This is a genomic window from Lysobacter sp. GCM10012299, assembly GCF_042649405.1.
GTDB lineage: Bacteria > Pseudomonadota > Gammaproteobacteria > Xanthomonadales > Xanthomonadaceae > Lysobacter_J.
Map to the genome: position 1 here is coordinate 34,557 of NZ_JBHRZC010000006.1, position 16,621 is coordinate 51,177.

Genomic DNA, 16,621 nt, shown 5'->3' on the forward strand with positions numbered 1-16,621 from the left:
GCGCCTTTTTGCCGATAATCAACAAAGCCGCGGCCAAGTTCTGCAAAAGCGTCACACAGGTTGCGAGGAAATGTCTTATCCTTTCGACCGCTGCCAAAGCCATCCGAGGCGAACATGCGCATCGTCTTGGCCGACGACCACCCGATCATTCGCAACGGTGTTCGCACGCTGCTGGAGCGCGATCACAACCTTAAAGTCGTCGCCGAGGCCGCCTCGGCGGACGACCTCCATCGGGCACTCGACGCATCGCCGTGCGACCTGATCATCACCGACTTCAACATGCCCGGCGGGCGCATGTCCGATGGCCTGAGCCTGCTCGGAATGCTCCACCGCAAATGGCCGACGTTGCCGGTGATCGTGCTGACCATCGTCAGCAACCCGGGCGTGCTCCGCTCGATCATGGCGACGGGCGTGCGCGGACTGGTGAACAAGTCCGAGGCACTGGGTGAGTTGCCGCAGGCGGTCACGGCGGTCGCGCAGGGCCGCAACTATGTCGGCGCCGCCATGGAGCAATCGCTGCATGCATCCGAAGCGATGAACGACAAGGTCATCCTTTCCATTCGCGAAGCCGAGGTGTTCCGCCTGTTCTCCTCGGGCCTGACCGTCTCGCAGATCGCCAAGCAACTCAACCGCAGCGTGAAGACCGTGAGCCGGCAGAAGGTCGACGCCATGGCCAAGCTCGGCATCGGCAATGACATCGACCTGTACACCTACGCTCGCGAACACGGATTGCTGTAGGCGCAAAGACGCCATCGATTGCGCACGGCAAGGTGGAGTTCAGCGAGTCGTTACGTCACCGTGACAATGTCGGTTCATTTTGCGGGTTCATCGCACTTCGTGGGCGGCGGGCGCGTCATTCCTTGACGTCCCCGCAACGAGCCCTCACGCAGGCTGCAAATGCAACCACTCGAGGAGTAGACACCATGAAGGTAGGCGAGATCATGACCACCGACGTGTTCCTGACCGACCCGGCCAAGAGCATCCGCGAAGCCGCCGAGACGATGAAACGCATGGACATCGGCAGCCTTCCCGTCGGCGACGGCGACCGCATTGTCGGCATCGTCACCGATCGCGACATCACCGTTCGCGCCGTCGCCAACGGACTCGGCGCCGAAACCCTGGTGCGCGACGTGATGAGCGAGGCGATCCACTATTGCTACGACGATGACGAAGTCGACGACGTCGCCCGCAACATGGCCGACCTGCAGATCCGCCGGCTTCCCGTCATAAACCGCGAGCGCCAGCTGGTCGGCTTCGTGTCGCTGGCCGACTTCGCCTACAGCGGCGATGAGGACTCGTCGGAAGAACTGCTCAAGGGCGTCGCCAAGCCGCACTGAGGCCATACGACGCATGCGGCGGCCGAAGCCGCCGCATGCACCGACCCCACACCCCGGCAATCGGATTAAGCTGCGTTGCCCAAGCCGCACAGCTCAGACTGCTTGGCCGCTGAGTTGCCTGCCTGCTGTTCCGACAGCCGCGTCCATGCGGCCCGTGCAACCGGAAGGGCCTCGTACCAGTCCAGGCGAGAGGCACCGCGCACGCGCTGGTAACTCTGCTCGAGCTCTTCCACGCAATCGTCGAAGGACTGGCCGCGCAGGTACGCGCTCAGGCCCAGCTTCACCGCAGGCAGGTAGTCATCACTGCGGAAGACGGCAACGTACTGCCGGTAATGGCGCATCCATGACGCGATCTCCCGCTCGATGTCCACGACTTCGACGACGTTGGAGCGCGTCCCATAAAACAGATTGGTGTTCATGCCTGACTCCTGTATCGGGGCTGCTGCATTCCGCCGTGGAGAGTCCACGAGGCCGGCATCAAACAGCACGCAACTACCGTGCCAGCGCAGCGACGCCCCAAGCGAGGGCCGCAGGCCTCGCGGTTCACGCGTCGTTGTGATCGCTGCGAAGGTTTTGTCGTCGGGCGGAAAAACTTTCCTGACTAGGGGTCCCTGGCGCCTTCAATGCGCGTTCACTGCGCACGGCATAGGCTTCGGCCACTGCCTGATTGGCCACTGCATGCCGGAGAACGTCCCATGCCCGCGTCACTGCTCATCGTCGACGATGACCGCGATTTCACCGAGGCAGCCTCCGACTTCGCCCGCCTGCGCGGCTTCCGCCCGTACGTGGCGCATTCGCTGGAGCAGTCGCGTCAGTTCGCCCACCTGCCCCCTGTCGACCTGCTGCTGCTCGACCTGGAGCTGCCGGATGGCAGCGGGCTGGAGCTATTGGACGACCCGTCGATGCCCGAGCACGGCCAGGCCATCATCGTCACCGGCCAGCCCTCGGTGGAGACGGCGATCCAGGCCGTGTCGCGGCCTGTGGTCGACTACCTCCTCAAGCCCCTTTGTCCGCTGCAGTTCGATGCACTGCTGAAGCAGACCGCGGCCGCGCGCGAGAGCCTGCCGTCGGCGAACCTGCGCCACGGAATGATTGGCCAATGCGATGCGATGTGCCGGGTTCACGACGCGATCGACCGCGTCGCGACGTCGGACGCCTCGGTGCTGATCACCGGCGCCAGCGGCACCGGCAAGGAGCTGGTCGCACGCGCCATCCACGATGCCAGCGGCCGCACCGGCCCGTTTGTCGCCGTCAATGCCGGCGCCGTCGCGCCGGAGCTGCTGGCAAGCCATCTGTTTGGCCACGAGCGTGGCAGTTTCACCGGCGCCAATCACCGCCACGCCGGCTACTTCGAGCAGGCGCACGGTGGCACGCTGTTCCTGGACGAGATCACCGAGATGCCGCTGGCGTTGCAGGTTTACCTGCTGCGCGTGCTCGAGACCGGAACCGTCACCCGCGTCGGCGGCACCGAAGCCATTGCCACCGACGTGCGCGTGGTCGCGGCGACCAATCGTGACCCGCACCTGGCGGTCGAGGCGCGAACCTTGCGCGAGGACCTCTTCTACCGTCTCGCCGACTACCAGATCGCCATGCCGGAGCTGCGCGAGCGTGGCCACGACATCGTGCTGCTGGCACGGTACTTCCTCGATCGCCTCAATGCCCGCCACGGCACCAGCCGGCGCTTTGCCGAAGGCACTGACCGCATCCTGATGCGCCACGCCTGGCCGGGCAACGTGCGCGAGCTGCACAGCACGATCCAGCGAGGGTATCTGTCCAGCGACGGGGCCCTCGTCTGCGTGCGGCCGCTCTCGCACCGGCCGCGTGCCATGGCGATGGGCGGCGGCGCGGTCGGCTTCAACGTCGGCATGAGCTACGCGGAGATCGAGCAGGAGATGCTGCTCAGGACCCTCGCCCATTACGGCAATGACCGCACACGCACGGCGCTCGCACTGGGTGTCAGTGTCCGCACCATCCAGAACCAGCTGGCGCGCCTGCGCAACCGCGAGAATAATTCCACGTGAACGACGTGCCGGTCAGCGAGGAGACCCGCCGCTGGCGGCACAGCCTGCGCAACGAACTCAACACCATCACCATGGCCACCTCGACTGCGGCCAGCCTGCTGGAGCACGGAGGAGCCCTGGACCGCGTCCGGCAGCACCTGGCCCGGGCCGAGGCCGCGTGCCAGCGTTGCGCCGAACTTGTCAGGGACTGGCCGGACGGCGGCTGAGATGCCTGCGCATATCGCGCTTCTCATTGGCGACGTCGTGGTGGCAATCCTGCTGGGCGCGCTTTCGTCGTTCGCCTACGGCCTGCCCTCGCAGCAATTGCCGATGACCTTTGGTTACGCGGCCGTGCTCCTCGCCGCGGCCATCTTCGGCAGGCGCTGCGGCTTTCTCACCATCGCTGCGATTGTGACGGCGGTGATCGTGCGCGGCCATGCAGCCGCGGGCGCGATTGACCTGGCCGCCTTTGTCGCGGTTGCCGGCATCCTGGCCTGGCTCGCCGCAGAGGTGAGATCGAGCCGCAAGCCCGCCGACGTGCTCAAGCGCTTCCAGGCCGACCGCGACCAGCGCGCACTGCTCGATCACCTTCCCAAGATGGTCTGGGTCGCCGAGCCTGACGGCACGATGCGCTACCACAACCGCTTCTGGTACGAGTACACCGGCCTCAGCGGCGATGAGGGCTGGCAAGCGATCGTCCATCCCGAAGACTTCGAGGCAGGCGCCGAGGCCTGGCGCAACTCCATGGCGACCGCGCAGCCGCTGAACCTGGAAATGCGCTTCCGCCGCGCCGACGGCAACTACCGCTGGCACCTGGTCAAGGGCGTACCGATCATTGGCGCCGACGGCAAGGTGCACTGCTGGTACGGCGCCAGCACCGATATCGAGGACCAGAAGCGGGCCATGGAAACGCTGGCGCTGGCCAACCAGCGCATCAGCCGGTTCCTGGCGGTGCTCAGCCACGAACTGCGCAATCCGCTCGCGGGTGTGACCGCCGCCAGCGACCTGCTCCACCACCAGAGCGCCGGACCCGAGCAACGCCAGCAGGCACTGGCCACCCTCCACCGCCAGAGCCAGCACCTTCGGCGGATGGTCGATGACCTGCTCGACATCTCGCGCGTTACCCAGGGCAAGGTCGAACTGCGTCGCACCCTGGTCGAGATCAGCGAACTCATCGACGAGGTCCACCGCGACAACCTGCCCGTCGCGCAGCAGCACGGCGTGGTGCTGGTGCCACCCGAGCATGAAATCAAATGCCACGTGCGCGGCGATCATGCCCGCCTCCGCCAGGTGCTCGACAATCTCGTGTCCAACGCCATCAAGGCCTGCGAGCCCGGCCAACGCGTGTTCATGTCGGTGACGGAGGGCGATGGTGAAGCGACGCTCACCGTCAGCGACGAAGGCCAGGGGCTCGATCAGGACTTCGTCGCGCGCATGTTCGAACCGTTCGTGCAATCCCCTGCATGGCAGTCGCGCGGGCTGGGGCTTGGGTTGAGCATCGTCAAGCACATCACCGAACTGCATGGCGGCCAGGTCAGCGCGCACAGCAATGGCCTCGGCCACGGGGCGTCCTTCACGCTGAAGTTGCCGTGCGAATCACCGACCGAGGAGTGCGGCTGCGATGAGGGCCCTGTGCGGATCGCACCCGCAATGCGCGCCCACGTCCTCATCGTCGAGGACGAACTCGACAACGCCGAGGCATTGCAGACGCTGCTTGAACTCGAAGGGCACCGCGCCAGCATCGCCACCGATGCGGAAAGCGCGCTGCGGATGTCGCGGGAGGACCCGGCCGACATCGTCCTGTGCGATCTGGAACTCAAGGACGGGATGTCGGGCTACGACGTGGCACGGATGCTGCAGTCCTACGACCAGACCCCTTACCTCATCGCCTACAGCGGCTATGGCCAGCAAAGCGACCGGGACCGGACCCGCCTGGCCGGGTTCCAGAAGCACCTGGTGAAACCGGCGACCATGAGCGAGATCCTGGGTGCCATCGATGAAGGTCTGCGACAAGGTCCGGACATGGCTGCAACTGGCCGGAGTCTTGTGTCCTAGCGATTTTCTCCGCGACACGGCCGCGCGCCTGTTAAGCGTGTCGCATTCGATCCCCGCTCATTCATGGCACCACGCCGTGTACACCGTGCGGGGCGTAGCTTTTCCGCAATGCGCATCGCCCAGATCGCCCCTCTCTACGAGGCCGTCCCGCCCCTGCTCTATGGCGGAACCGAGCGGGTGGTGGCACACCTCACCGATGCCCTCGTCGACGAGGGCCATGAAGTCACGTTGTTCGCTTCGGCCGATACCCGCACTCGCGCCGAGCTGGTGGCCATGCGCGACCAGGCCATCCGACTGGACCCGGCGCCCCTGAAGTCGGACCTGGCCGCGCACCTTTCGATGCTGCATGAAGTGCGCCGGCGCGCCGATGAGTTCGACGTGCTGCACTTCCACGTCGACCTCCTGCATTACCCGTTCTTCGAACGCTGCGCGGAGAAGACCGTGACCACGCTGCACGGTCGCCTCGACCTCAAGGACCTGGCAGGCGCCCACGGCCGCTGGCCGCGGTTTCCGCTGGTGTCGATATCCGACAGCCAGCGCCACTCGATGGAGGACCTGAACTGGGTCGAGACCATCCATCACGGAATTCCTGCGTCGCTGTACGACTGCTCGCCCGCTCCGCAAGGCGGTTACCTCGCCTTCCTCGGCAGGATCTCGCCGGAGAAGCGCGTCGATCGCGCGATCGCCATCGCCCGGGCCGCAGGCTTGCCGCTGCGCATCGCCGCAAAGGTGGATGCCGTCGACCAGGCCTACTTCCATGCGCAGATCGAGCCGCTGCTGGATTCCCCGGGCATCGAGTTCGTCGGCGAGATTTCCGACACCGCGAAGAACCGCTTCCTCGGCGACGCCCTCGCGCTGCTGTTCCCGATCGACTGGCCCGAGCCTTTCGGCCTGGTGATGATCGAGGCGATGGCGTGCGGCACGCCGGTCCTGGCCTGGAACTGCGGATCGGTTCCCGAGGTCATCGATCCGGGCCTGTCGGGATTCATCGTGGCCTCCGAGCAGGAAGCAGTCGCCTCCCTGCCCGCCCTGCTTGCGCTGGATCGGCGGGCGATCCGCAAGGTCTTCGAGCGGCGGTTCACCTCGACAGTGATGGCACGCACGTACATCGAAGTCTATTGGCGCCTGTTGCGGGAGGCCGCACAGCATCGGCGCACCGGCTGAGGAACGGGGATGGATCCTGGCGCCGCGGCCTCGCTCAACACTGGCTACGTCCTCAAGGACGGCGAAACCTTCGTGGTCGCCAACCGCCAGGGCGACATCGAAGGTGGCGCCGACGGTCACTTCCACAACGACACGCGGATCCTGTCGCGCTTCCGGCTTCGCCTCGGCGACACCAACCCGGTGCTGCTGAGCTCCTACGTCACGCGCGACAACGTGTTCTTCGTCGCGCACATGACCAACCGCTTGCTGCCCCCGCTGGGCGGCACGTCCACCGGCGAGGGCCTGGTCTACATCAAGCGCGTGCGCTTCCTCCACGAGGACCGCATGTACGAGCGCATCAAGCTGCTCAACTACGGCAGCATGCCGGCGCACGTGCCGTTGTGCTTCGACGTCGCCGCCGACTTCTCCGACATGTTCGAAGTGCGCGGAAGCCTTCGCCAGCGCCGCGGCGAGCTGCTGCCCGTGGAAGTGCTCGAGCGCGGCCAGGTCTATCGCTATCGCGGTCTCGACGAACAGCTGCGCACGTCCTGCGTCACCTTCTCCGACCTGCCCGATCGCCACGATGCCTCCGAGGCCAACTTTGTCGTCACGCTCGCCCCGGGCGGGCGACGGGTGATGTTCGTTGAAGTAGGCAGCGAACAGGCGCCGGCGGATCGCAGCCGTTTCCGCACCGCCGCCGCGCATGCGCGCAAGCGCATGCGCCAACGCAACCGGCGCAGCGCCCGCGTGTGCAGCGAGGGCCCGCTGTTCAACGACTGGATGGAACGCTCGCGGGCCGACCTGACCATGCTCACCAGCGAGCTCGATACTGGACCCTATCCGTATGCCGGCATCCCCTGGTTCTCGACGCCGTTCGGCCGCGATGCCGTCATCACCGCGCTGCAGACCCTGTGGCTGGATCCGGAGCTTGCGCGTGGAGTGCTGACGTTCCTGGCCCGGCACCAGGCGCAGGAAGAGTCGTCGTTCATGGACTCCTCGCCCGGCAAGATCATGCACGAGACGCGCAAGGGCGAAATGTCGGCACTCGGCGAACTGCCATTCGGGCACTATTACGGTGGCGTCGACACCACGCCATTGTTCGTCGGCCTGGCCGGGGCCTACCTCGAGCGTACTGGCGACCGCATCCTGATCGACGCGATCTGGCCGGCGTTGGAAGCGGCCACGGCATGGATCGAGCGCGTCTGCGATGCCAACCCGGCCGGCTTCCTCGACTACGCACGGGGCGAGGCCAGCGGGCTGTCCAACCAGGGCTGGAAGGACAGCTCCGATTCGGTGTTCCATGCCGATGGCCGTTCGCCGCAGGGGCCCATCGCCCTGGTCGAGGTGCAGGGCTATGCATTCGCCGCGCTGCGCGCCATGGCCGCGATGGCACGCATGCGCGGCGACCACGGCAAGGCCGATGCCTGGACGCAGCGCGCAGAGCGCCTTCGCGCCGAAGTCGAACGGCGCTTCTGGATGCCCGACTGCGAGTTCTACGGCATTGCCATCGACGGTGCCGGCGAGTTGTGCGCGGTGCGCTCCAGCAACGCAGGCCACCTGCTATTTAGTGGCCTGGTCGGAAACCAGCGGGCAGCGCAAGTGACGTCGCAACTGCTCGATTCGCCGTTCTTCAGTGGCTGGGGAATCCGCACGCTGGCGCAGGACCAGGTCCACTACAACCCGATGTCGTATCACAACGGTTCGGTCTGGCCGCACGATTCGGCCATCTGCGCCGCCGGAATCGCCGCCTACGGTCCGCGCTCGGGGGCCGTACGCCTGCTGCGCGGTGCGTTCGAGGCGGCGGTGCACTTCAACATGCGCCTGCCCGAGTTGTTCTGCGGGTTCCCGCGCTCGCATGGCAGTGCCCCGGTTGCCTACCCCGTCGCCTGCCTGCCACAAGCGTGGGCGGCCGGCTCGGCGTTCATGCTGGTGCAGGCCTGCCTGGGCATCACCATCGATGGGGCGCACGCGGAGATCCTGCTCGACCGTCCGCAGCTGCCCATCGGCATCGACGAGATCGTGGTGCGGCGGTTGCCTATCGCCGCCACCCACGTCCATCTGGTCCTGAAACGCTTGAACGAGCGCGTCGGCGTGTTCGTTGAGGGACCCGGCACGGACAGCGTGTCGGTGCGGATCAAGGGCTGACGGGTCGCGCCCATGGCATCCCCGCGCTAAACTGCGGCCATGCCCCTGCGTGCCTTCCTGCTTCGTGCGCTGCTCTGCCTCAGCCTGGTCCTCAACGGATCCGGCTTCGCAGTCGCGTCCACGCAGATGCAGCTGATGCACGTGGCAGCGACGCAGGCTTCGCTTGCTGCGCAGACCAGTCCGCCCTGCCACGAACAGCGCCATGCCGAGCGCGCCGCAGCAACCCTGCACGTGATGGCGGACATGGCATCGTCCACCGCCTGCGAAGACGGCCACGGCAGCCCGGCCGCGGCTGATTCCTGCCAGTCCTCGCATTGCGCATGTGATTGCCTGCAGTACGCGACGGCCACCCTCGCCGATGTCCGCCCCCTGCCCGCGATGATCGAACGTGCAGCGGAAATCCAGGCGTTGAGCCCCAGCCACGTCGCACCGGCGCTGGCAAACCCGATACGACCTCCTATTGCCTGAGTGCCCGGCACCGCTGGTGCCGATGTTCCATGGCGTTGTTGTTGCACCGGCGTGACCCACCCTGTCCTGCGGGGATCGCGTCGCGATGCGCACTTCGCGCCTGCACTCGATCGCAATTCACGGAGCCTCGTTGATGTCCTTTGATCCCTCTTCCCCGGCGCCCAGCCAGTCCCGCCGCCGATTCGTCACCGGCCTGTCTGCCGGTGGCGTTGCCGCGGGCCTGGGCCTGTGGCGCCTGCCCGCGATGGCCGCCAGCCCGGGCGCCGCCACCGCGCCGCTGTCGTTGACAGGCACCCAGTTCGACCTGTCCATCGGCACCGCGGCGGTCAACTTCACCGGCCACACGCGCCCCGCCGTCACCGTCAACGGCTCGCTGCCCGCGCCGATCCTGCGCTGGCGCGAAGGCGACACGGTGACGCTGCGCGTGGCCAACCGCCTCGACGTTCCCAGCTCCGTCCATTGGCACGGCATCCTGCTGCCGGCCAACATGGACGGCGTGCCCGGGATGAGCTTCGACGGTATCCATCCCGGCGAAACGTTCACCTACCGCTTCGACATCCGGCAGTCGGGAACCTACTGGTATCACAGCCACTCGCTGTTCCAGGAACAGGCCGGGCTGTACGGTGCCATCGTCATCGACCCGCGCGAACCCGCGCCGTACCGTCACGACCGCGAACACGTGATCCTGCTGTCCGACTGGACCGACAAGGATCCTGCCGCGCTGTTCCGGCGCCTGAAGAAGATGTCGGAGTACGACAACCGCCACAAGCGCACCGTCGGCGATTTCCTGCGCGATGCCGATCGCGATGGCCTGTCGGCCACGCTGCGCAACCGCGGCGAATGGGGTCGGATGCGGATGACACCGACCGACCTGTCGGACGTCAACGCCAACACCTACACCTACCTGCTCAACGGCCAAGCGCCGGCCGGCAACTGGACCGGACTGTTCCGCAGCGGCGAGAAGGTGCTGCTGCGCTTCATCAACGGTTCGGCGATGAGCTACTTCGACGTGCGCATCCCGGGCTTGAAGATGACCGTTGTGGCCGCCGACGGTCAGTACATCCATCCGGTGACCGTCGATGAGTTCCGCATCGCGGTGGCAGAGACGTTCGACGTCATCGTCGAACCGTCGGGCCAGGATGCGTACGCGATCTTCGCCCAGGACATGGGCCGCACCGGCTATGCACGCGGCACGCTGGCCGTGCGCCAGGGGCTGGAAGCGCCGCTGCCAGCGCTGGACGCGCGCCCGATCCTCACCATGTCCGACATGGGCCACGGAGGCCATGGCATGGGCATGGAAGGCGGATGTGGCGCCAACATGGGCACGGGCATGAAGGGCATGGAAGGCGGATGCGGCGCGAACATGGGCCACGACATGCCCGGCATGGACCACGCCAGCGGCGCCATGCAGTCGCACCCCGCAAGCGAAACCGGCAATCCGCTGGTCGACATGCAGACGATGGCGCCGCTGCCGAAACTCGACGATCCCGGCATCGGGCTTCGCGACAACGGCCGCACGGTGCTCACCTACGCCGCGATGAAGAGCCTGTTCGACGATCCCGACGGCCGTGAGCCCGGCCGCACGCTGGAGCTGCACCTGACCGGCCACATGGAGAAGTTCGCCTGGTCGTTCAACGGCCAGAAGTTCATGGATGCGCAACCGCTGCGGCTCAACTACGGCGAGCGCATGCGGATCGTGCTGGTCAACGACACCATGATGACCCACCCGATCCACCTGCACGGCCTGTGGAGCGACCTGGAGGACGAGCACGGCAACTTCCAGCTGCGCAAGCACACCATCGACATGCCGCCCGGCACGAAGCGCAGCTATCGCGTTCGCGCCGACGCGCTTGGCCGATGGGCCTACCACTGCCACCTGCTTTACCACATGGAAGCGGGAATGATGCGCGAAGTACGGGTGGAGGAATGAGCATGCCGACGTCATTGCATCATTCCGCGCTCGCCGTTGCCCTCGCGCTTGTACTGGCACCGCCGGCTCTGGCCCAGGACCATGCGCACCACGCGCAGCCTTCCCCCAAGGTCGAGGCAGGGCATGCCGATCACGCCGGTTCGCCGGTCGAACCCGTTCCGCCGGTGGCCGACGCCGATCGCGCCGCAGCGTTTCCAGACCTCGCCCACTCGATGGAGCACGGCGCAGGCATCAACCATTACGTGCTGGTCGATCGCCTCGAGGCGGTCGATCTGGAACGCGGCAGTGGCGAAGCCTGGGAACTGCAGGGATGGGTCGGCGGCGACATCGATCGCCTCTGGTTCCGCAGCGAAGGCGAACGCGCTCGCGGCCACACCGAATCAGCGGACGTGGAGCTGCTGTACGGCCACAGCGTATCGCCGTGGTGGGACCTGGTCGCCGGCGTGAAGCACGACTTCAAACCTGGCGACTCGCAGACCTGGGCGGCGTTCGGCGTCCAGGGTATGTCGCCGTACAAGTTCGAGATCGAAGCCACCGCCTACCTGGGCGAGGACGGTCGCAGCGCCGCCAGTTTCGAAGCCGAGTACGACGTCCTGCTGACCAATCGCTTGATCCTGCAGCCTCTGCTGGAAGTCGAGCTGCATGGCAAGGACGACCCTCGCCGTGGCATCGGTTCGGGCCTGAGCACGGCGGAAGCGGGACTGCGCCTGCGCTATGAGGTCACGCGACAGTTCGCGCCCTACATCGGCGTGAGCCACGAGCGCGCCTTTGGCGACACCGCCGACTATCGGCGGGCCGAGGGCGAGAATTCGCGCGACACACGCTTCGTCGCGGGCCTCAGGCTCTGGTTCTGAGTGGAGGTGGCCGGCCCTTCAACCGATGGGCCGGCCAACACGTGCGAGACCGCGAGTGCCGCCAGTGCACCAACCAGTTGCGCAACGATGAAACCAGGGATGTCGTCAGGCCGGATGCCGGCGAAGGTGCGGGTCAATGCCCGCGCCACGGTAACCGCCGGATTTGCGAACGATGTGCTGGCAGTGAACCAGTACGCCGCGAAGATGTAGCAGGCCACCAGCGCCGGCACTGCCGCCGGCCGATGGCGGATGCCGAGCAGGATCGTCAGCAGCAGGCCGAACGTCGCAACGGCCTCGCTGAGCCACTGCGAACCTCCACTGCGAACATGGTCGCCTGGCTGGATCAATGCCACCCCGAACATCGCGTGCGCAAGCACCACGCCGACGATGGCCGCGCCAACCTGCACGACGATATAGCTCGCAGCAGCCTCGCTGCTCATCTCGCCACGCGCCCGCATCGCCAGCGTGACCACGGGATTGAAGTGCGCGCCGGAGATGGGGCCGAACAACACGATCAGGACGTACAGCGCCCCGGCCGTGGCAGCGGCGTTGGCCAGCAGCGCGACACCGTCGTTACCGGCCGACAGCTCAACGCCCATGATCCCCGAGCCCACCACTGTCGCCAGCAGCAGCGAAGTGCCGATGAACTCAGCGGTCAGCTTCTGCAGCAGCGTCGCTTGCATCACAGCTGCGCCAGCAGGTTCTTCACCCGCAACGAGATCTCGTCACGCACGGCGCGATAGCCGTCGTCGTCCATGTGCTTGGGATCGGGCAAGGCCCAGTCCTCGCGGCGCCTGGCCGGCACCCAGGGGCAGTTGTCGCCGCAGCCCATGGTGATGACGGCATCGAACTCGCCTTCGACCTCGTCCAGCGACTTCGATGCGTGCCCGCCGAGGTCGTAGCCCAGCTCGGACATGAAGCGGATGGCCTTGGGGTTGATCTGGCCCGATGGCCGCGACCCCGCACTCAATGCTTCGACACCGTCGCCGCCATGGATGCGGGCGAACGCCTCGGCCATCTGGCTTCGATTGGCGTTCTCCACGCATACGAACAACACGCGTTTCTTCATGGCCGTGCTCATCGAGTCTGGAGATCCTTGCTCATGCAGGTGGCGGACGCCGGGCAGATCGAGCGGAATTCGGCGCTGCCCTGCACCGCCGGCGGCGCGGCGTCGCGGGCGATCGGCAGGTAGCCACGGGCCGCGAAGAACGGCTCCGCGGTCTGCGTGAGCAGCACGAGTTGATGCATGCCGGCGGCACGCGCGCGGGACTCCAGTGCGTCGACCAGCGCGCCGCCGGTGCCCTTGCCGCGACCGTCCGCATGAACCGCGAGCGATCGCAGCAGCCCGACGTCGCCGAACGACTGCAGACCGATCACACCGAAGGTTTCGGCGCCCTCGCCGGCAATGAGGAAGTCCACGGCTGCGGTATCGAGATCTTCCACCGGCAAGCCGCAATCGAGCAGCAACGTCCGGATACGCGCTGCATCCGATTCACCGCCATTGCGCAGGTCCATGTCGCCTCCGGCTCAACAGCAACCGGACGCGGGCGCACAGCACGCGGCCGTGCTGGCACGCACGGCGGGCGCCGGCGCGCTCGTTCCAGGACTGCAGCTGGCCGCGCCGGTGCTGCAGGACGTGTCGGCTGCGTAGTAGCTGGTGGCTTCGCCGTGCGTGTGGAAGGTCTCCCAGCGCGTACCTTGCGGGTCGTGCGTCCACATCTTGTCGGAGTTCGCATAGCAGCAGATGGCGCCCGGTTCGGGCACGACCTCGCCGCCGGCAGCGTCAAGGCGCCGTCCAAGGTCGGAGAGGTCTTCGGCGCGCTCCACCTGGATGCCGAGATGGTCGACGCCGGGCGCGCGCCCGGTGTTGGAGATGGCGAAGTTGACGCGAGGATCGTCCAGCATCCACTTGGCGTAGTCACCCTTCACCACGGACGGCGGGGCCGCGAACAGTTCGGTGTAGAAGCGGATGCTCGATGCCAGGTCGGCAACATTCAGGTGCACGTGGAAGCGGTTCATTTCGAAGCTCCTGTTCTGCGGGGGGCACATGCGGCGGCCGGTTCGCACTGGGCGACGCCGGCGCAGCAGTTTTCGGTGAGGTAAGCCAGCAGGTCGTTCATCTGCAGGTAGTTGGCGCGAATCCGGATCACGCGGCCCTCGCGCTGGTCATGCACCAGGTCGGCGGCGCGCAGCACGTTCAGATGCGCGGTTAGCGTGGCCGGGGCCAGCCCCAGTCGTTCGCGCAACTCGCCGACGGACATGCCATCGGGCCCGGCCTGTACCAGCTGGCGAAATGCGGCGAGGCGCGACTCGTGACCTAGGGCGTTGAGGGCTGCGAGGGCGGATGTCATTTCCATACTTCGAGAATTTACGAATTATTTTGGCCATGTCAATGGCCAAGGAGAGCGACCGGATTGACCTTCCCATCATGGGAACCCTCAGGCTCACCCCAACCGATTGATCTGGAAGGAGTCCGAGATGAGCCCAGCCCACCCTGCCGCTGCCGCGACCCACGACTGGCGCCTCAGCGTCGCCGGCATGACCTGCGCTTCATGCGCGGGGCGCATCGAGAAGGCGCTGCGCGCGGTACCCGGCGTGCTCGACGCCAGCGTCAACCTGGCGACGGAACGGGCCCAGGTGCACGCGATCGACGGCGTCACGCCTGGCCAGCTGGAATCGGCGGTCAGCGCAGCGGGCTACAGCGCGAAGCGACTCGACACGGCGCCAACCGCGGCTACGACCGCCGCGCGCGAGCCCATGCCCCGCGAAACACGCCACCTGCTGCTTGCGGTGGCGCTGTCGCTGCCACTGGTCCTGCCGATGGTCGGCATGATCGGCGGACAGCACTGGATGCTGCCGGGCTGGTTGCAGTTCGCCCTGGCTACGCCGGTGCAGTTCTGGCTCGGTGCGCGCTTCTACAAGGCCGGATGGCTCGCGCTCAAGGCCCGCACCGGCAACATGGACCTGCTGGTTGCGCTCGGTACCAGCGCCGGCTACGGACTAAGCGTCTTTCATCTGCTCAGCCAGAGCACCCACCACGGCCCTGCCCCGCTCTACTTCGAAGCCTCCGCCGTGGTGATCACGCTGGTGCTGCTGGGCAAGTGGCTGGAATCACGCGCCAAGCGCCAGACCACCGAGGCGATTCGTGCACTCCAGTCCCTGCGCCCGACCACCGCACGCGTGCGCCGCGCAGATGGTGATGTCGATGTCCGCATCGACGACGTGCGGATCGCGGACCGGGTAATCGTTCGCCCGGGTGAACGCTTCCCGGTCGATGGCGTAATCGCCGAAGGCCGCACGCATGCCGACGAATCCATGGTCACCGGCGAATCGCTGCCCGTGGCCAAGGCCGAGGGCGACCGCGTCACCGGCGGCGCGGTCAACGGCGAAGGCGCGGTGGTCGTGGAAACCACCGCGGTCGGCGCCGAAAGTGCACTGGCGCGGATCATCCGCCTGGTCGAGGACGCGCAGGCCGGAAAGGCGCCGATCCAGCGAACGGTCGACCGTGTCAGCTCGGTGTTCGTGCCGGTCGTCTTGGTGATCGCACTGGCGACACTGCTCGGGTGGGGCCTGCTTTCGGGTGACTGGGACCAGGCCATCCTCAACGCCGTCGCCGTGCTCGTCATCGCCTGCCCGTGCGCGCTCGGCCTGGCAACGCCGACGGCGATCATGGCCGGCACCGGCGTCGCGGCCCGCGCGGGCATTCTCATCAAGGACGCGCAGGCACTGGAAAGCGCACACCGCATCGCGACGGTCGCGTTCGACAAGACGGGCACGCTGACGCAAGGACGGCCGGTGCTGACCGATACGGTCGCCGTCGACGGCGACGTGCCTGGATTGCTTGCGCTCGCCGCGGCGCTGCAGCAAGGCAGCGAGCACCCGCTGGCAAAGGCCGTGGTCGAGGCTGCACGCAACCTGACGCGCGGTCCTGCGGCTGTCGACATGCGCGCGGTGCCAGGCCGGGGGTTACGCGGAACCGTCGGTGGCCGCGCGCTGCGGATCGGCAGCAGCGCGATGATGGAAGACGGCGGCATCGACATCGCCCCATTGCGCGACCGCGCGCATGCACTGGCCATGTCCGGCCACACGGTGTCCTGGCTTGGCGACGCTGACCGTCTGCGCCTGCTCGGACTGCTCGCGTTCCGCGACCAGCCCCGGGAAGGGGCCCGCGTGGCAATTGAACGGCTGCATCGCATCGGCGTGCGCACCGTGATGCTCTCGGGCGACAACGATGGCGCTGCGCAAGCGATAGCCACGCAGGTCGGCATCGACGAAGTTCGCGCCAACGTTGCCCCCGCCGACAAGGCCGCGGCGATCGCATCGCTGCGCGACCACGGTGTGGTGGCGATGGTCGGCGATGGCATCAACGATGCCCCGGCACTGGCAGCGGCCGACGTCGGCATCGCCATGGGCAGCGGCACCGACGTCGCCATGCACGCGGCGGCCGTTACCCTGATGCGATCGGAGCCCGGCCTGGTCGCCGACGCCATCGACATCTCCCGCCGCACCACGCGCAAGATCCACCAGAACCTGTTCTGGGCGTTCGTCTACAACGTGGTGGGCATTCCGCTGGCGGCACTGGGCCTGCTCGATCCGGTCGTGGCTGGCGCGGCGATGGCGCTGTCGTCGGTCAGCGTAGTGTCCAATACCCTGCTGTTGCGACGCTGGCACCCGCACCATTGAACCGCA

Annotated in this window: 17 protein-coding genes; 11 read left to right on the forward strand and 6 right to left on the reverse strand. The window is 66.9% G+C overall.

Features of this window, described 5'->3' with window-relative positions; translation table 11 throughout:
- The first annotated feature begins 114 nt into the window (after nt 1-114).
- Complete coding sequence (locus tag ACFOPO_RS15105) at nt 115-738, forward strand: response regulator (RefSeq protein ID WP_386704213.1); 624 nt, start codon at nt 115-117, stop codon at nt 736-738.
- Nucleotides 739-923: 185 nt separating this feature from the next.
- Nucleotides 924-1,337: a CBS domain-containing protein gene (locus ACFOPO_RS15110; RefSeq protein WP_386704215.1), complete on the forward strand. Its 414-nt coding sequence runs from the start codon at nt 924-926 to the stop codon at nt 1,335-1,337.
- 65 nt (nt 1,338-1,402) lie between these two features.
- On the opposite strand, the gene ACFOPO_RS15115 is transcribed toward ACFOPO_RS15110, so the two are convergent.
- On the reverse strand, nt 1,403-1,756 hold the full coding sequence (locus ACFOPO_RS15115; protein WP_386704217.1) for a hypothetical protein: 354 nt from the start codon (nt 1,754-1,756) through the stop codon (nt 1,403-1,405).
- A gap of 276 nt (nt 1,757-2,032) precedes the next feature.
- Between ACFOPO_RS15115 and ACFOPO_RS15120 the strand changes: the two genes are divergently transcribed.
- The 8 genes from ACFOPO_RS15120 to ACFOPO_RS15155 all read left to right on the forward strand — a co-directional run bounded on the left by ACFOPO_RS15120 (nt 2,033) and on the right by ACFOPO_RS15155 (nt 11,932).
- A complete protein-coding gene (locus tag ACFOPO_RS15120; RefSeq protein ID WP_386704218.1) occupies nt 2,033-3,358 on the forward strand; it encodes a sigma-54-dependent transcriptional regulator in 1,326 nt (441 codons plus the stop codon).
- On the forward strand, nt 3,355-3,564 hold the full coding sequence (locus ACFOPO_RS15125) for a hypothetical protein (RefSeq protein WP_386704220.1): 210 nt from the start codon (nt 3,355-3,357) through the stop codon (nt 3,562-3,564). Before ACFOPO_RS15120 ends, ACFOPO_RS15125 begins: the two co-directional genes overlap by 4 nt.
- Nucleotide 3,565: 1 nt before the next feature.
- On the forward strand, nt 3,566-5,392 hold the full coding sequence (locus tag ACFOPO_RS15130) for an ATP-binding protein (protein ID WP_386704221.1): 1,827 nt from the start codon (nt 3,566-3,568) through the stop codon (nt 5,390-5,392).
- Nucleotides 5,393-5,500: 108 nt separating this feature from the next.
- Entirely contained in the window at nt 5,501-6,556 is a 1,056-nt protein-coding gene (locus ACFOPO_RS15135; RefSeq protein WP_386704223.1) for a glycosyltransferase family 4 protein, read from the forward strand.
- A gap of 9 nt (nt 6,557-6,565) precedes the next feature.
- A complete protein-coding gene (locus ACFOPO_RS15140; protein WP_386704225.1) occupies nt 6,566-8,680 on the forward strand; it encodes a glycogen debranching N-terminal domain-containing protein in 2,115 nt (704 codons plus the stop codon).
- Nucleotides 8,681-8,719: 39 nt separating this feature from the next.
- On the forward strand, nt 8,720-9,148 hold the full coding sequence (locus ACFOPO_RS15145) for a CopL family metal-binding regulatory protein (RefSeq protein ID WP_386704227.1): 429 nt from the start codon (nt 8,720-8,722) through the stop codon (nt 9,146-9,148).
- A gap of 133 nt (nt 9,149-9,281) precedes the next feature.
- Nucleotides 9,282-11,078 carry a copper resistance system multicopper oxidase gene (locus ACFOPO_RS15150; protein ID WP_386704228.1) on the forward strand — a complete coding sequence of 599 codons (1,797 nt, stop codon included), beginning with the start codon at nt 9,282-9,284 and terminating at the stop codon, nt 11,076-11,078.
- Between the two features lie 2 nt (nt 11,079-11,080).
- On the forward strand, nt 11,081-11,932 hold the full coding sequence (locus tag ACFOPO_RS15155) for a copper resistance protein B (protein WP_386704230.1): 852 nt from the start codon (nt 11,081-11,083) through the stop codon (nt 11,930-11,932).
- Here the strand turns inward: ACFOPO_RS15155 and ACFOPO_RS15160 are convergent.
- Genes ACFOPO_RS15160 through ACFOPO_RS15180 form a run of 5 tightly spaced genes read right to left on the reverse strand, consistent with a single transcriptional unit; the run spans nt 11,863 to nt 14,289 of the window.
- A complete protein-coding gene (locus tag ACFOPO_RS15160) occupies nt 11,863-12,615 on the reverse strand; it encodes an aquaporin (protein ID WP_386704232.1) in 753 nt (250 codons plus the stop codon). The two genes, ACFOPO_RS15155 and ACFOPO_RS15160, sit on opposite strands and share 70 nt — an antisense overlap.
- The gene (locus tag ACFOPO_RS15165) at nt 12,615-13,013 is read right to left on the reverse strand and encodes an arsenate reductase ArsC (RefSeq protein WP_386704234.1); all 399 of its coding nucleotides are present in this window, start codon (nt 13,011-13,013) and stop codon (nt 12,615-12,617) included. Before ACFOPO_RS15165 ends, ACFOPO_RS15160 begins: the two co-directional genes overlap by 1 nt.
- A complete protein-coding gene (arsN2, locus tag ACFOPO_RS15170) occupies nt 13,010-13,447 on the reverse strand; it encodes an arsenic resistance N-acetyltransferase ArsN2 (protein WP_386704235.1) in 438 nt (145 codons plus the stop codon). The genes ACFOPO_RS15165 and arsN2 overlap by 4 nt, the downstream gene beginning before the upstream one ends.
- Nucleotides 13,448-13,459: 12 nt before the next feature.
- Complete coding sequence (locus ACFOPO_RS15175) at nt 13,460-13,951, reverse strand: ArsI/CadI family heavy metal resistance metalloenzyme (protein ID WP_386704237.1); 492 nt, start codon at nt 13,949-13,951, stop codon at nt 13,460-13,462.
- Entirely contained in the window at nt 13,948-14,289 is a 342-nt protein-coding gene (locus ACFOPO_RS15180; protein WP_386704239.1) for an ArsR/SmtB family transcription factor, read from the reverse strand. The genes ACFOPO_RS15175 and ACFOPO_RS15180 overlap by 4 nt, the downstream gene beginning before the upstream one ends.
- A 121-nt stretch (nt 14,290-14,410) precedes the next feature.
- Here ACFOPO_RS15180 and ACFOPO_RS15185 point away from each other — a divergent pair, with 121 nt between their 5' ends.
- On the forward strand, nt 14,411-16,615 hold the full coding sequence (locus tag ACFOPO_RS15185; protein WP_386704241.1) for a heavy metal translocating P-type ATPase: 2,205 nt from the start codon (nt 14,411-14,413) through the stop codon (nt 16,613-16,615).
- Nucleotides 16,616-16,621: the final 6 nt, after the last annotated feature.

What these genes read in the sequence shown, in the direction of transcription:
- ACFOPO_RS15150 (WP_386704228.1), top strand. Translation starts at nt 9,282, where the DNA reads ATGTCCTTTGATCCCTCTTCCCCGGCGCCCAGCCAGTCCCGCCGCCGA.
- ACFOPO_RS15180 (WP_386704239.1), bottom strand. Translation starts at nt 14,289, where the DNA reads ATGGAAATGACATCCGCCCTCGCAGCCCTCAACGCCCTAGGTCACGAG.
- ACFOPO_RS15145 (WP_386704227.1), top strand. Translation starts at nt 8,720, where the DNA reads ATGCCCCTGCGTGCCTTCCTGCTTCGTGCGCTGCTCTGCCTCAGCCTG.
- ACFOPO_RS15160 (WP_386704232.1), bottom strand. Translation starts at nt 12,615, where the DNA reads ATGCAAGCGACGCTGCTGCAGAAGCTGACCGCTGAGTTCATCGGCACT.
- ACFOPO_RS15130 (WP_386704221.1), top strand. Translation starts at nt 3,566, where the DNA reads ATGCCTGCGCATATCGCGCTTCTCATTGGCGACGTCGTGGTGGCAATC.
- ACFOPO_RS15105 (WP_386704213.1), top strand. Translation starts at nt 115, where the DNA reads ATGCGCATCGTCTTGGCCGACGACCACCCGATCATTCGCAACGGTGTT.
- ACFOPO_RS15140 (WP_386704225.1), top strand. Translation starts at nt 6,566, where the DNA reads ATGGATCCTGGCGCCGCGGCCTCGCTCAACACTGGCTACGTCCTCAAG.
- ACFOPO_RS15155 (WP_386704230.1), top strand. Translation starts at nt 11,081, where the DNA reads ATGCCGACGTCATTGCATCATTCCGCGCTCGCCGTTGCCCTCGCGCTT.
- ACFOPO_RS15175 (WP_386704237.1), bottom strand. Translation starts at nt 13,951, where the DNA reads ATGAACCGCTTCCACGTGCACCTGAATGTTGCCGACCTGGCATCGAGC.
- ACFOPO_RS15185 (WP_386704241.1), top strand. Translation starts at nt 14,411, where the DNA reads ATGAGCCCAGCCCACCCTGCCGCTGCCGCGACCCACGACTGGCGCCTC.
- ACFOPO_RS15120 (WP_386704218.1), top strand. Translation starts at nt 2,033, where the DNA reads ATGCCCGCGTCACTGCTCATCGTCGACGATGACCGCGATTTCACCGAG.
- ACFOPO_RS15135 (WP_386704223.1), top strand. Translation starts at nt 5,501, where the DNA reads ATGCGCATCGCCCAGATCGCCCCTCTCTACGAGGCCGTCCCGCCCCTG.
- arsN2 (WP_386704235.1), bottom strand. Translation starts at nt 13,447, where the DNA reads ATGGACCTGCGCAATGGCGGTGAATCGGATGCAGCGCGTATCCGGACG.
- ACFOPO_RS15165 (WP_386704234.1), bottom strand. Translation starts at nt 13,013, where the DNA reads ATGAGCACGGCCATGAAGAAACGCGTGTTGTTCGTATGCGTGGAGAAC.
- ACFOPO_RS15115 (WP_386704217.1), bottom strand. Translation starts at nt 1,756, where the DNA reads ATGAACACCAATCTGTTTTATGGGACGCGCTCCAACGTCGTCGAAGTC.
- ACFOPO_RS15110 (WP_386704215.1), top strand. Translation starts at nt 924, where the DNA reads ATGAAGGTAGGCGAGATCATGACCACCGACGTGTTCCTGACCGACCCG.